The sequence below is a fragment of the Pseudoalteromonas aliena genome (assembly GCF_038155085.1).
GTDB lineage: Bacteria > Pseudomonadota > Gammaproteobacteria > Enterobacterales > Alteromonadaceae > Pseudoalteromonas > Pseudoalteromonas aliena_A.
In genome coordinates this window covers 155863-169487 of the sequence record NZ_JBAKAU010000007.1, presented here as the reverse complement: position 1 = coordinate 169487, position 13625 = coordinate 155863, and the positions used below count along the sequence as shown (strand labels likewise).

Genomic DNA, 13625 nt, shown 5'->3' with positions numbered 1-13625 from the left:
TTAAAAGCCTTCTAAAACAAGTTTACCGCGTGATGTATGCGATTCTAAAATTTGATGTGCTTTGTATAGGTTTGCAGCGTTAATAGTACCTAAGTGCTGGCCTAACGTTGTTTTAATTGTCCCTGCATCTATTAGTTCACTAATTTCATTAAGCAAAGTGTGCTGCGCTGTTATATCGGTTGTAGTAAATAATGAACGCGTAAACATAAACTCCCAGTGTACAGATATACACTTACGTTTAAATTTTAAAATATCGAACGATGTTGGGTCGTCTATTAGCGCAAATTTACCTTGCGGTTTAATACACTCAATTATTTGGTCTTGATATTGGTCGGTGTGAGTTAAGCCAATAACGTAATCAAACTCAGCTAATCCAAGTTCTACGCGCTGCTCGTTTAAGTTTTTAGAATGATCGAGTACATGATCGGCACCTAACTCTTTAAGCCATGCAACACTTTTCTCGCGTGATGCAGTACCTACCACTTTTAGCCCAGTAAGCTGTTTTGCAAGCTGTACTAAAATAGAGCCAACGCCACCTGCGGCGCCAATAATTAAAATAGATTGCTGGGTATTTTGCTTATTTTTAGGCACCTGTAGGCGGTCAAACAGCATTTCGTAAGCGGTAATACTGGTTAGTGGAAGCGCTGCAGCTTGCGCATCGGTTAATGTTTTAGGTGCACGTCCTACAATACGTTCATCCACTAATTGAAATTGCGCATTACTGCCTTGGCGCGATAAATCGCCAGCGTAAAATACACGATCCCCCACATTAAATAACGAAGCTGACTCGCCAGCGGCTTTTACAATGCCTACGCCGTCCCAACCTAATACTTTGTAGCCTTGCTCTGGCGTTACATTGGCGCGTATTTTTGTATCTACCGGATTTACTGAAATAGCATTCACTTCAATAAGTAGGTCGTGACCAGTAGCTATTGGGATTTCAAGCTCAATTGCCAGTATAGACTCTGTACTGAGCGTTTTAGAATTACGGGTGTAACCAAATGCCTTCATAGCGATTCCTGATGAATATTTATATGTATGTGCTTTTTATATATTTGTACTATAACGCAGTTGAAAAATAGAAAAAGACATGAAAAACTAAAGCACTTTCAAATTTAAATTGAAAATATGCGGTCTTTTAACGATTTACAAACTTTTATTGATGTTGCCGCCTGCGCGAGTATTTCTGAAGCCGCTAGGCAAAACGGACAAACACCCGCAGCAGTGAGTGCAGCCATAAAACGCCTTGAAAAAACTTAGGAAACGTGTTGTTTATTCGCTCTACTCGCAGCTTACGCTTGAGTGTTGCAGGTGAGCAGTTTTTAAGTTATGCAAAAGATTCGTTTGCGCTATTGCAACAAGGCGTTGCGGCAGTGCAAATATCAGCAGGGCAGGTTAACGGCACTTTACAGGTGTCGGCACCGTGTGATTTAGGGCGTAATAAGTTAAGCCTTTGGTTAAATGAATTTTTAGCGCAATATCCGCATGTAAAACTAAAGCTGCATCTAAGCGACGAAGTAAGCGACATTTATAGCCAATCAATAGATATTGCGCTGCGTTTTGGTGTACCAAAAGACTCGCAGCTTATTGCTATCCCCTTATATTTAACTAATGCGCGCGTTTTAGTGGCCTCACCTGACTACATTGCCAAACATGGGCTTTTAACTCATCCACTAAATTTAGCCGATCACACAACTATTACTTTTATGCGCTTTAGCGAAGTATTTAAAGAATGGCGATTTTATAAAAATGGCGCGGTGCAAAAAGTGCAGCTAAATTGCCAACACATAGTAAACGATGGTGAAATGGTTAGGCGCTGGGTGCTAGAGGGCAAAGGCATTGCGTATAAGTCGTACTTGGATGTAATTGATAATTTAGCAAGCGGGGAGCTCGTTCATTTATGTCCTGACTGGCAAAGTGATCCGCTACCGCTTTACATGATGTATGCCGATAGACGCCAAATGACCCCTGTTATTACCGCATTTAGAGATTTTATTCAGCAAAAAATAGCAACATTAGTGGGTTAACTAATTGTCTTAGTATTTAAATCATTTACGACTAAATCAAGTAACTGCATAAGCTGCTTTGCTTGGGCTGTGTCTACACTGTCAAACTTACATAAAATATTTTTAGGAATATCGGCCGCTTTTAACTTAAGTGATTGGCCATGCTGGGTTAGCTGTACTAGGCGTTTGCGTTTGTCGTGCTCATCTTTAATAACAGCAAGTAATGATTTCTCGCTCATTTTTTTGAGTATTTGGGTCATTGCACCGCCATCTATCGCGGTTTTATCTATTAGCTCTGCAATTGTTATTTCGTCTTGCTCCCACAGCGCCATCATTACTACGTATTGCGGATAAGTTAAATTTAGCTCGTTTAAAGGCTCGCGATACGCACGCGCAATGCTGTTAGATGCCATGTATAACCGATGGCATAACTGGTTTTTTAACTTTAATTGCTCAAACGGCATAACTTTATCCTTTATTTCGATACAAGCCATTTTAATTTGCATGCAAAGTATTTGCAATCTCTAATTACCTGCCCTATTATTTTGCACGCAAACTAAATTAACACCCTGAGGTTTATTATGAATGTTTTACAAAATGTAGCTTACACAGCAAAAGCAACAGCAACTGGCGGCCGCGAAGGCGTAGCTAAATCTGATGATGGTCGTTTAGATGTAAATTTATCAACACCTAAAGGTTTAGGCGGAGACGACGGTCAAGGCACTAACCCTGAGCAACTATTTGCCGCAGGTTATGCTGCGTGTTTTATTGGCGCACTAAAATTTGTAGCAAGCAGCGAAAAAATAGATTTACCAAGCGACACACATATTAATTCACAAGTATCTATTGGCGCGATTGAAGGCGGTTTTGGTATTGCGGTAAAACTGGCTGTATCACTAGGTGATATGGATAAAGCTGCAGCGCAGGAGCTTGTAGATAAAGCGCACCAAGTATGTCCGTATTCAAACGCAACACGTGGCAATATTGAAGTAGAGCTTTCTGTTATTTAATTAATTGCTAAGTTAACTAATTAGCTAATGCTGTGATAGCCCAGTGGTTTTGCAACTGGGCTTTTTTGTGCGTGGAGTTTAATAAAATGAGCCGTTAAATTAATATGCAAAAAATCATATATTCACTATTTCATATATTCTGTTTTTGTTTTATTGTATGTGTAATAAAACTGCGAGGACAATATGGAACAATTCAACCCACTTCAATTTTATAAATGCCTAGCTGACGATACGCGTTTAAAAGCAATGCTGCTCATTAGCGACCAAGAAGAGCTATGTGTATGCGAACTGGTTGCTGCACTTGAGCTAAGCCAACCTAAAGTGTCTCGCCATTTAGCGCAGTTAAGACAATGCGGATTGTTGAGCGACCGTAAACAAAATCAATGGGTTTATTACAGTATTAATAAAGCCCTACCAGAGTGGGCTAAAAATGTATTAACGCAAACGCTTACTGCTAACCCTTCATTTTATGAAAACGATTTAACGCGCTTAAATGTTATGGGTAATCGCCCTGAACGTATTACTAGCTGCTGTAACTAACTTATTAAAGGTATTTAATTATGACTATTAAAGTAGGTATTAACGGTTTTGGCCGTATGGGACGTTTAACTCTGCGTGCAGCAGTTGATTGGCCAGAAATAGAGTTTATTAAAGTAAATGATGTAGCGGGCGATGCTAAAACCCACGCACATTTAATTGAGTTTGACTCAGTACATGGGCGCTTAGCACAACAGGTTTCTAGTGATGATAATAGCTTTAGTGTGGGTAAACACACGATTGCAGTTACTAACAACAAAAGTATAAACGAAACTGATTGGTCAGATTGCGATGTTGTAATAGAGGCCAGTGGTAAAATGAAAACCACTGAACTGTTAAATCAATATTTAGCGCAAGGTGTAAAGCGTGTTGTGGTAACAGCACCTGTAAAAGAAGACGGTATTTTAAATGTAGTAATGGGTGTGAACGATCATCTTTATAACGCAGATGAGCATAAAATTGTGACCGCCGCCTCGTGTACTACTAACTGTTTAGCGCCAATAGTAAAAGTACTGCAAGAGAAAGTGGGCATTAAACATGGCTCAATGACCACTATTCACGACATTACCAACACGCAAACAATAATAGATGCACCACATAAAGATTTACGCCGTGCGCGTTCGTGCGGTACAAGTTTAATACCTACTACAACCGGTAGTGCAACGGCTATTACGCATATTTTCCCTGAGCTTAAAGGTAAATTGAACGGCCATGCTGTGCGTGTACCTCTTACTAACGCATCAATTACTGATTGTGTTTTTGAGCTAGAACGGGGTGTTACACAAGACGAAGTAAACACTTGGTTTAAAAACGCTGCAAAAAAGGAGCTAAAAAATATTTTAGGTTACGAAGAAAAGCCGCTTGTATCTATAGATTACAAAACAGATCCGCGCAGCTGCACCATAGATGCGATTTCAACCATGGTAATTAACAACACTCAACTTAAACTATACGCTTGGTACGATAACGAGTGGGGTTATGCCAACCGTACCGCTGAGCTAATGCTTAAAGTTGCAAAAAGTGATTTGGTTTAATCTCGTTTAAAAAGGTTTAACGCTATGTTTGCGCAGTTAGCTAATTTACCAAGTTCTATAAAACAATATTTAATAATTACTGGTAATTATTGGGCATTTACTTTAACCGATGGTGCGTTACGCATGTTGGTGGTGCTGTATTTTCATCAGTTAGGTTATGGTGCATTTGCAATAGCCATGTTGTTTTTATTTTATGAAATATTTGGGGTGATCACCAATCTAGTAGGTGGTTGGCTTGGAGCGCACTTAGGGTTGAACAAAACCATGAATGCAGGGCTTGGGCTACAACTTGTAGCTTTAACCATGCTTTGCGTGCCAGGGGATTGGCTAACCGTTGCCTATGTTATGGCAGCGCAAGCACTGAGTGGCATAGCTAAAGATTTAAATAAAATGAGCGCAAAGAGCGCCATTAAGTATTTAGTACCACAAGACGATGCAGGGCAAAGCCAATTATATAAATGGATTGCCATACTTACCGGCTCTAAAAATGCTTTAAAAGGGGTGGGCTTTTTTTTAGGCGGTCTATTACTGACTGTCTTTGGTTTTGTGGGATCCTTAATTAGCCTAATTATTTTACTTAGTATTGCGTGGGTTATTAGCTTAATTTTTTTAAAAGGCGATATTGGTAAAGCTAATAACAAACCTAAGTTTAAAGAGTTATTTTCTAAATCTAGGGCAATTAACTTACTTAGCGCAGCGCGTTTATGCTTGTTTGCGGCGCGCGATGTATGGTTTGTAGTTGCACTACCTGTTTACTTAGCCGTTCAGTTTAACTGGGATCATTGGTGGGTCAGCGGTTTTATGGCTTCATGGGTAATTGCTTATGGGCTGGTGCAATCGCAAGCACCGCTTATAACAGGGCAAAGTGTCTCAACCTCACATTCAGTCAAAAAAGCATATTGGTGGGTTGCTTTATTAAGTGGTGTAACTGGCGTTTTAGCGTTGTTGATGCAATTGGATATAGCGGTACATTTTACACTTGTAATAGGCTTACTTATTTTTGGTGGTGTATTTGCTGTAAATTCATCGCTGCATAGTTACTTAATAGTAAGTTTTGCTAAAAATGATGGGGTGTCACTCGACGTTGGCTTTTATTATATGGCCAATGCGATAGGGCGTTTGCTTGGTACGGTTCTTTCAGGCTGGTTTTTTCAGGTCTATGGGCTTAGTGCGTGTTTATGGGTAAGTGTATGTTTACTTGTGATGGCTTCTACTGCGACAGCTTTTTTAGTAAAAAGCAAAAGCTAAACGTTTGCAATAAATTAAAATTGTTTAGCGATATTTATAGCTTCATTTCACAGATCTACTAAACTATACCAGTAGTTTAATTAAAGGATGGGATGAATGCGGGAAATATCGTTAGCAAAAAAATTACTTTGGCTTACTATTGGAAGTATATTTATTACTGTTTTAGGGCTTTCAAGCATTTTATGGTGGCAATTATCAAAGAGTAATACAGAACTTGCAGGTAACTCTAAAGAGTATATTGTGGCCGAAGTTGAAGAGAAGCTAAATGCAAATGCGGGTGCGTATGGAGAAAAAATAGCGGGTTTTATCAACGAAGCGTATCGAGTGCCTTATTCTTTGGCTGCTTTATTAGGTAATTCTGCACAAAAGCAGACTTTAAGCCGCGATATGGTAGTAAGCATAAACCATTCTATTTTAGAACAAAATACATTACTCTCATCTATCTACTCTCAGTTCGAGCCAAACGCGTTTGACGGGCAAGACTCAAGCTTTAAAAAGGGCTATAAGCATTCTGTTAATGGTGACGGTACTCTTGAAGTATATATTACTCGTGATGAAAAAGGGGTTATCGAGCAACAAAAAGTAGCTAATGCCGCCGATAAATACATAACCTCGCTTAACGAGTTTGGTATTCGTGAAGCGCATTGGTATTTGTGTGCAAAAGACACTCTTAAGCCTTGTATTATGGAACCGTACCTATACGAAATACCATCGGGTGACTCGGTAATGCTTACCTCATTAACTGTGCCTATTTTAAAATCAGGTCAGTTTATTGGTTTAGCTGGTGTTGACTTAACCCTGCCTACATTTCAGGCTCTAACTGAACAGTTATCTAGTGAATTATATAATGGCCAGGCTAAAGTAACGCTATTGAGTGATTTAGGGTTAGTGGTTGGAAGTAGCCACTATAAGTCTAAATTAGGGCGACCATTTAAAGAAGCTGTAAATTCTACCACCTTTAAAGAGCTTGAAAAGTTCAAGGGTCAAACAGGTATATTTAAAACACCTTCGGAATACTTGGTCAATTATCCTATAAATATAAAATTAGCTAATACGCAGTGGTCTTTACTTATTGAAGTACCAAGTAAACTCGCTCTAGCTGGCCCTGATGCTTTAGCAAAAGACATGGACGACACCGCAAATGATTTAGGTGCGATGATTTTAATTACAGGCATAGTAATAGCTGTGATAGCTTTTCTAGTAATGAAGCTTGTTGTTGGTACTGTGGTGGCTCCTCTGCAACAAATTCAACAACGTGTAGATAACCTTGCAAGTTCAGAAGGCGATTTAACGCACACACTTCATGTTGAAACCCATGCAGAGCTAATTGCTTTAGCTGGGGGCTTTAATGCTTTTTTATCAAAGTTACGTATTTTAATTACAGAGCTTAAAGATGTATCGATGCAAACTAAACAACAAGGTGAGATAGCGCAACATATTGCTATTGATACTAAGCATAACGTGCAATCTCAATTTCAAGAAATTGAAAGTGTGGTAACGGCTATGAACGAAATGAGCGCTACAGCGCTTGAAGTCGCCAGAGCATCAGAGCAGTCAGCGCAGCAAGCGGATGAAATAAATAGTTTAGTAGTAAGTAGTGAGTCGAGCTTATCTTCAGCCATGACACAAGTTAAAACGATGTCTGAAGAAATTAAAGAGGCTAACCAAGCTGTTGAAAAAGTCGCTTCGCGTAGTAAAGACATTACTCAAATATTAGATGTAATTCGTACCATTTCAGAACAAACAAACTTATTAGCACTAAATGCAGCCATTGAAGCTGCACGCGCTGGTGAACATGGTCGAGGCTTTGCAGTTGTTGCAGATGAGGTACGTGCACTTGCTTCTAAAACACGTTCATCAACAGATGACATAAGTCAGTTAATTGATAGTTTATTATCTGAAGTGGGGAACGCGTCTACCGTTATTGAAAAAGGTGTGATACGTGCACAGGATGCGGTTGATGAAACATCAGTTGCTTTTGATGCTCTGCACAGTGTTGTAGTTAAAGTTGCTGAGATAACAAATCAAATTACGCATATTGCAACTGCTGCTGAAGAGCAAAGTTCGGTAACAGAAGAGATAAATCGTAACTTAACTCTTATATCCGATGCTGCTTCGCAACTGGCTGATTTATCTGCACAGGCGGGGGACAGCAGCGAAGCGCTTAATGCTCTTGTTGCTCAGCAAGATAGCGAACTAAACAAGCTTAAAACTTAACTTATAACTTAAGTTTTAAGCACAAAAAAATGGCCAGTTAATACTGGCCATTTTTATTTAGTAAACATAGTATAATTTATTGAGGATGCTCGTTAGCTGATGTTTATAACTTTTTAATTAACATGAACATTTGGTTGATCATTGGCTCAGCAAACTGTTCTACATTAGGGCGGTTAAAATAACCACGCAAACCTGTAAATTGCACCTGGAAAAAGCGGGCATATTCAACAGCGGTCAACGTATTTCCTAACTCACCATTGTTTATTGCTTGCGTAAACAATTGTGTTAAATAAGCTTCAAATTGAGCCGTTAAATCTAAGCTTAGCTCATACAGGTTTGTGTCTTTTTCTGCAAACTCGCTGTTTGCTTTAACTAGCATACAAATAGCGCTTGGACTGCAATCTTTTGTTTTAATTACCACGTTTTCAACAAACGCACGTAATCCACCAAGTAATGTATCGGCACTTGATAAAAACCCTTCTATTTGGGTTTTCATTTGTACTGTGTAATCTTTCAGCGATTCGCTGTATAGCCCCTCTTTAGAGCCAAACGCAGAGTAAATACTACCTGGGCGCATATTAACAGCTTCTTGTAAGTCACGCGTTGAGGTTGCATGAAAACCTTTTTGCCAAAATAGCTGACTAGCAACGCGAACTACATTCTCGCGTTCAAATTTAACCTTATTAGCCATATCATTCTCAATCAATTTGAACATCTGCTCAATTTTAACTTGAACAGTCGCTCAAAATCAAATACTATGTGTCTCGAAGTTACTTAAACACATTAATTTATTGGAGCAGAACATGGCAGAATTTACGTTATATACTCAAGACAACGCACCTGAAGAATCAAAATCGCTTATGGCTGATTCAGTAGCAGCATTTGGTATGGTGCCTAACCTTCACGCAGTAATGGCTGAAGCACCTACGTTGCTTAAAGGTTACCAAGTACTGCACGACTTATTCCAAAAAACATCATTCAACGCAGAAGAGCTTACAGTTGTATGGCAAACAATTAACGTTGAGCACGACTGTCATTACTGTGTACCAGCGCACAGCGCAATTGCCGCTTCAATGAAAGTTGACCAAGGTATTGTTGATGCACTAGTAAACAAAACACCACTTGCAGATGCAAAACTTGAAACACTACGTGAAACAACGCTTGCAATGACGCGCGATCGTGGTGTGATAAGCGATGAGCAAATTGAGAAGTTCTTTGCAGCAGGTTATGGTAAACAGCAACTACTAGAAATTATTGTTGGCTTATCGCAAAAAGTAATGAGCAACTACACTAACCACCTTGCTGATACACCAGTAGACGCGCCATTTAAAAAATTCGCAAAATAAATACGGTTTTATAAATGACAAAAGGCAGCCTAGGCTGCCTTTTTTGTATTTTTAAATCACAGCTATTTAAACTTAACCGTTTTTGTACTGCGAGTATACATACGTTGTTCTGGCCTAGTCCAATCACCCTTTTTTAAATAAGAAGTTGAGGCTACAAATTTATCGTCTTTTAATTCACTCATCGACTTAACCTTAGTAATACCATCTTGACTGCCTGTTACGTTTTCGTAGGCTACAAATTGAGTAGGGCTGAGCACTTTCATAGTACCTTTTGTATAAAATTCTGCGGTTGTGAAATAGTAAAATACCAACGACTTTTTTTTACTGTCGTAAAAAATCATAGACTCGCCGCCGTACTCACCTTCATTAATAGAGTGCTTGGTATGTATCGCTTTACCGTTTAAAGCACGCTCCCAACGGCCAACATCTTGTACTGTTTTAGTTCCTTTAGGTACTTCAAAGTCAGCCTGCCAAGTTCCTAAATAGGGCTTAAATACGGCAAGTTCTTTATCAAGGTTGGTGGGTGCATTGGATGCATAGCTACTACATGTAAATAAGCATAATACTAAGAATATCGTTCTAAAATATGTCATAATTTGGCTCTTATTTTTGTAATACCAGTGCGAAGTATAGGCGATAATTAATTGATAAAGAAAATATTAATAACTCTCTCGTTACTTTATTTGGTTGCTATTTGGCTGGCTTACCTAGTGCAATACTTACCTGTTTATATACCAATATATGTACCTAGTTATATAAGTGTATTAAGCGCTATAACCTTTTTAATGTACGCGTGGGATAAGCGACAAGCTAAACAATCAACGCATAAAAAAGTAAACCGTACACCGGAGAAAACCTTGCAGTTACTATCATTATTTGGCGGTTGGCCCGGCGCACTCATTGCGCAGCAATGGCTTAGACATAAATCGCAAAAACGCCGCTTTATAGTGGCGTTGTGGCTATGTATTGTTGTAAATGTAGTCGGCATACTATCGCTATTTTTCTGGTAGGCTATAAATATAAACACAAAAAAGGATTTTATGACTAATTCAAAGTTAGCAAGTGTAACCTTAACGCTTATTTTATTTTTACTATTTCCAATTCAAGGATGTGCAGATATGTTTGGCTTTTTTAATAAACAAGATGTAACACTATCACTGCAGATAAAAGGCCGGATACTAAAAAATGGTGAGCCACAGGCGGGTATTAAAATTACCCGAGAGCTTATTTATGGTGATACCTACGAAGATAAAGTTATAAGCGATAGTAATGGGGACTTTTACTTTGAAAATAAAACCATACGTAGTTCTAACCCCTCAAACATGTTTTTTAATAGCTCTTTGTCACAAAGCGTCTATATTGGAAATAAAAAAGATGAAGATTCAATTTTGTGGTACGCCACCATACAGTTTACGCAGGAGCAAGCACTGCTGTCTGATATATTAAATAACTTTGAATGCGAACTTAGTGAAGAGGCTATAACGTACGATATACCGATAAAAAACACGGGTCAATTTTATACAGTTTACACACGTTGTAAGTTATAGAAATTAGTGAGAAATTTGATAAAGCCACTAAATACTCATCTATTAGTGGCTTTAATATGACGATCGATTAACGTTTTAATTGTGCTTCTTTTTGGTTTAGTAAACGAATTATAGGGTTTTGTTCTAATATTTTACTTTTCAAAATATAACCAATAATTAGTCCAGCTATAAAGCCACCAATGTGTGCCCCATAATCAATGCCATCAGGGCCTGTTACTGCACCAAAAATGTTAAATCCTAACCAAATAGCAAAAAACCATACCGAAGAAAGTTTCTTCTGATAAATTATAAACATGAAAGTAAGGCTTGCATGTCTAAACCACATTAAATACATGCCAAACAAACCAGCAATAGCGCCACTTGCACCCACTCCAGGGATTGGTGACATTGGGCTTACAATGAAGCTGGCAAATGAGGCAAGTAATCCGCACACCAAATACCACATTAAAAAGCGCTTATGGCCTAGTACATCTTCTAGGTTGTCGCCAACGACATGTAAAAAATACATGTTGCCTACTAAATGCATTATAGAACCATGTAAAAATACGCAAGTTAATACAGTCCATAACTTATTACCCTCACTCAAATCTGCAGGGGTCATAGCAAAGTTATCAATTACATAGCTAAATGAGCTCGGATTTAAAAAATAAAGTGCAAAAATCAGCGTATTCAAAACAATAAGGCCGCGAGTTACCCAAGGGGTCTTTTGTGGCTTAATATTATACTCAACAGGCATTTGCGTTAAAAATTGAAACAAGTAAGTTTTCCAACTTACTTTTTGATTCAGCTCGCCTAAACAGGCTTTTATTTCAGGACTTTTTTCAACACTTTCAAGCTCGTCTTTATCAATCCATGTTCCATCACAGTGTCTACAAACATCAATTTCGGTATGGAAAGCTTCGAGTAAATGAAAGCGCTCTAAGTTTTTTTTACAATCTGGACAGTCAAATTCAGAAATACCTAATGATTCACCAAAGTGAGTTTCAAATTTATCGCCTTCTGGACTATCATTTATTTCGGAAATCATCCGATTAACTTCGTTTTTTTCAAACCATAAGCCACCACATTCACGGCAGATATCTATCTCTTCACCTTGGTAGTTTGTTACTTCTAGCGGGTGATCTTTACAATGTGGACAGCTTTTAGTTGGCATTGGTTAGTTCCTTTAATGACCCGACAGAAATGTTGTTTTGTTTTAACTCTAGTTTTAGTTGGTTTGCACTGTTTTTTAATCTAGGCAAGGTTTGTGTTTGCATTAAATCAGTGATTTTTTTCAGTTCTGTTGCAGCATGTTTAGCTGATGTTTTTCTGTTTACTGCTACATTGATTAAAAATTCTGCACGAGAATAAAAACGGCGTATTTGAGTTAGTAACTCACTCGGCGTCTCAAGGGTGGTTGGGGAATACTGCATAGTTTGCCAAATGTACTTTTCAAGTTTAGGTTTAAAGTATTCCATTTCAGATTTTGGTGGACTTTTCGCTAAGCGAACTGCGTATTCAGCTATAGTAGTAGCGTTATCATTTACCTCATCATAAAGGGATGTACGTAAATAATAGTTATCTTCCATTTTACTAAATGAGTCAAATTTAAGAGCTTGCTCTAAACCGCTTTGAGCTGCTAGATAAACCCCAAAAACGGTCGAGACCACCATGAAAACTTGGTTTAACCAAAAGCCGGTACTTTTAAGTTCTTTGTTATCAACCGTTTTAAGTGCTAGTGCAAGCTTTTGAGTCGCAGCGGGGCTTTTAGTATTATTTTGTGGTGTAGGAGTTGTTGGTTCCAATGTTATATCCTTATTATTGCTTCCTTTTAAGGTACGAAAGAATACTTAAAAACTCATCAATTATCAATGCTATATTTACTATTATGAGCCCTAACGGTTAAGGGCTCGTCTATGTGCTATTTAATTATATATTTAGCTTTCATATATTTACTTGAGCTACACCAGGGTGTTACTTTAGTCGCAGTATCACTTAATTGAGCTTGTTTTTGTCGGTAACTTTGTGATTAAAAATAAAGTATGCGGCCATGATCTTTCCTAAACTAAACGTTAGTGATAATTAATAAGTACGAGCAAACCTGTCTTTGCTGCAGAGAAAAGTATATTGGTTTAAATAAAGTTGATAATACCGAATTATGGCTAATTAGCTTTTACTTTATCTATAAAGTTAAGAGTTTAAAAGTACAGCTCCACTCTCTTTATGGCCTAAATGATCATCTTTATTATAAATTGGGCAGCTTTTAAGAGATAAGCAACCACAACCTATACAGCCATCTACTTTGTCGCGTAAGCGCTGCATATACGCAATTCGCTCATTAAGTTGCGCTTGCCAATGCTTTGAAAGGGCTGACCAGTCTTCTTTTGTTGGTGTGCGACTGTCGGGCAGGGTGGCTAACGTATTTTTAATTTCATCAAGGGTTATTCCCATTGCTTGTGCAGCTTTTATTACCGCTATACGGCGCAGTACATCTTTTTTGTAGCGACGTTGATTGCCGCCATTCCGCCAGCTAAGTATTAGCCCTTTTGTTTCGTAAAAATGCAGGGTTGATACTTTTACACCACTTCTTTTTGCTACATAGCCAACGGTTAGATTGGCATCTGTTAATTTTTTCTGTCCTGTTGACATTATTTTAATCCTTTAGTTGACCTCAATATAACTTGAGGTTTTAAGCTTCTTG

17 protein-coding genes are annotated in these 13625 nt (G+C 38.3%); 10 read left to right on the top strand and 7 right to left on the bottom strand.

Going from position 1 to position 13625, the window contains the following annotated elements:
- Positions 1–1011, bottom strand: a complete 1011-nt coding sequence (locus V6260_RS09320) for a zinc-binding alcohol dehydrogenase family protein (RefSeq protein WP_341593812.1) — start codon at positions 1009–1011, stop codon at positions 1–3.
- A gap of 117 nt (positions 1012–1128) precedes the next feature.
- On the opposite strand from V6260_RS09320, the gene V6260_RS19665 reads away from it, so the two are divergent.
- Together V6260_RS19665 and V6260_RS09310 are read left to right on the top strand one after the other, a co-directional pair.
- The gene (locus tag V6260_RS19665; protein ID WP_425355705.1) at positions 1129–1260 is read left to right on the top strand and encodes a helix-turn-helix domain-containing protein; all 132 of its coding nucleotides are present in this window, start codon (positions 1129–1131) and stop codon (positions 1258–1260) included.
- 8 nt (positions 1261–1268) lie between these two features.
- The gene (locus V6260_RS09310; protein WP_341593810.1) at positions 1269–2027 is read left to right on the top strand and encodes a substrate binding domain-containing protein; all 759 of its coding nucleotides are present in this window, start codon (positions 1269–1271) and stop codon (positions 2025–2027) included.
- Here V6260_RS09310 and V6260_RS09305 read toward each other — a convergent pair.
- On the bottom strand, positions 2024–2470 hold the full coding sequence (locus V6260_RS09305; RefSeq protein WP_341593809.1) for a MarR family winged helix-turn-helix transcriptional regulator: 447 nt from the start codon (positions 2468–2470) through the stop codon (positions 2024–2026). The genes V6260_RS09310 and V6260_RS09305 overlap by 4 nt on opposite strands.
- Before the next feature lie 117 nt (positions 2471–2587).
- Between V6260_RS09305 and V6260_RS09300 the strand changes: the two genes are divergently transcribed.
- The 5 genes from V6260_RS09300 to V6260_RS09280 all read left to right on the top strand — a co-directional run bounded on the left by V6260_RS09300 (position 2588) and on the right by V6260_RS09280 (position 8052).
- On the top strand, positions 2588–3016 hold the full coding sequence (locus tag V6260_RS09300; protein WP_341593808.1) for an organic hydroperoxide resistance protein: 429 nt from the start codon (positions 2588–2590) through the stop codon (positions 3014–3016).
- 183 nt (positions 3017–3199) lie between these two features.
- Complete coding sequence (locus V6260_RS09295; RefSeq protein ID WP_096794284.1) at positions 3200–3556, top strand: metalloregulator ArsR/SmtB family transcription factor; 357 nt, start codon at positions 3200–3202, stop codon at positions 3554–3556.
- A gap of 20 nt (positions 3557–3576) precedes the next feature.
- Positions 3577–4587: an ArsJ-associated glyceraldehyde-3-phosphate dehydrogenase gene (locus V6260_RS09290; protein WP_341593807.1), complete on the top strand. Its 1011-nt coding sequence runs from the start codon at positions 3577–3579 to the stop codon at positions 4585–4587.
- Between the two features lie 24 nt (positions 4588–4611).
- Positions 4612–5835: an organoarsenical effux MFS transporter ArsJ gene (gene arsJ, locus V6260_RS09285; RefSeq protein WP_341593806.1), complete on the top strand. Its 1224-nt coding sequence runs from the start codon at positions 4612–4614 to the stop codon at positions 5833–5835.
- 96 nt (positions 5836–5931) lie between these two features.
- Positions 5932–8052 carry a methyl-accepting chemotaxis protein gene (locus V6260_RS09280; RefSeq protein WP_341593805.1) on the top strand — a complete coding sequence of 707 codons (2121 nt, stop codon included), beginning with the start codon at positions 5932–5934 and terminating at the stop codon, positions 8050–8052.
- Positions 8053–8155: 103 nt separating this feature from the next.
- Here V6260_RS09280 and V6260_RS09275 read toward each other — a convergent pair whose 3' ends face one another.
- On the bottom strand, positions 8156–8743 hold the full coding sequence (locus V6260_RS09275; RefSeq protein WP_341593804.1) for a TetR/AcrR family transcriptional regulator: 588 nt from the start codon (positions 8741–8743) through the stop codon (positions 8156–8158).
- A gap of 112 nt (positions 8744–8855) precedes the next feature.
- On the opposite strand from V6260_RS09275, the gene V6260_RS09270 reads away from it, so the two are divergent.
- Positions 8856–9398, top strand: a complete 543-nt coding sequence (locus V6260_RS09270) for a carboxymuconolactone decarboxylase family protein (protein ID WP_341593803.1) — start codon at positions 8856–8858, stop codon at positions 9396–9398.
- Between the two features lie 62 nt (positions 9399–9460).
- Here the strand turns inward: V6260_RS09270 and V6260_RS09265 are convergent, their stop codons facing one another.
- A complete protein-coding gene (locus tag V6260_RS09265; RefSeq protein WP_341593802.1) occupies positions 9461–9991 on the bottom strand; it encodes a hypothetical protein in 531 nt (176 codons plus the stop codon).
- A gap of 51 nt (positions 9992–10042) precedes the next feature.
- Here V6260_RS09265 and V6260_RS09260 point away from each other — a divergent pair, with 51 nt between their 5' ends.
- Together V6260_RS09260 and V6260_RS09255 are read left to right on the top strand one after the other, a co-directional pair.
- On the top strand, positions 10043–10408 hold the full coding sequence (locus V6260_RS09260) for a DUF1294 domain-containing protein (protein WP_341593801.1): 366 nt from the start codon (positions 10043–10045) through the stop codon (positions 10406–10408).
- Between the two features lie 30 nt (positions 10409–10438).
- Positions 10439–10945 carry a DUF6795 domain-containing protein gene (locus V6260_RS09255; RefSeq protein WP_341593800.1) on the top strand — a complete coding sequence of 169 codons (507 nt, stop codon included), beginning with the start codon at positions 10439–10441 and terminating at the stop codon, positions 10943–10945.
- Positions 10946–11012: 67 nt separating this feature from the next.
- On the opposite strand, the gene V6260_RS09250 is transcribed toward V6260_RS09255, so the two are convergent.
- From V6260_RS09250 to soxR, 3 genes are all read right to left on the bottom strand, one after another.
- Positions 11013–12098, bottom strand: a complete 1086-nt coding sequence (locus tag V6260_RS09250) for a rhomboid family intramembrane serine protease (RefSeq protein WP_341593799.1) — start codon at positions 12096–12098, stop codon at positions 11013–11015.
- Positions 12088–12729 (bottom strand): hypothetical protein, encoded by a 642-nt coding sequence (locus V6260_RS09245; RefSeq protein ID WP_341593798.1) that lies wholly within the window; start codon positions 12727–12729, stop codon positions 12088–12090. The genes V6260_RS09250 and V6260_RS09245 overlap by 11 nt, the downstream gene beginning before the upstream one ends.
- A gap of 385 nt (positions 12730–13114) precedes the next feature.
- A complete protein-coding gene (gene soxR / locus V6260_RS09240) occupies positions 13115–13573 on the bottom strand; it encodes a redox-sensitive transcriptional activator SoxR (protein WP_341593797.1) in 459 nt (152 codons plus the stop codon).
- Between the last annotated feature and the right edge of the window lie 52 nt (positions 13574–13625).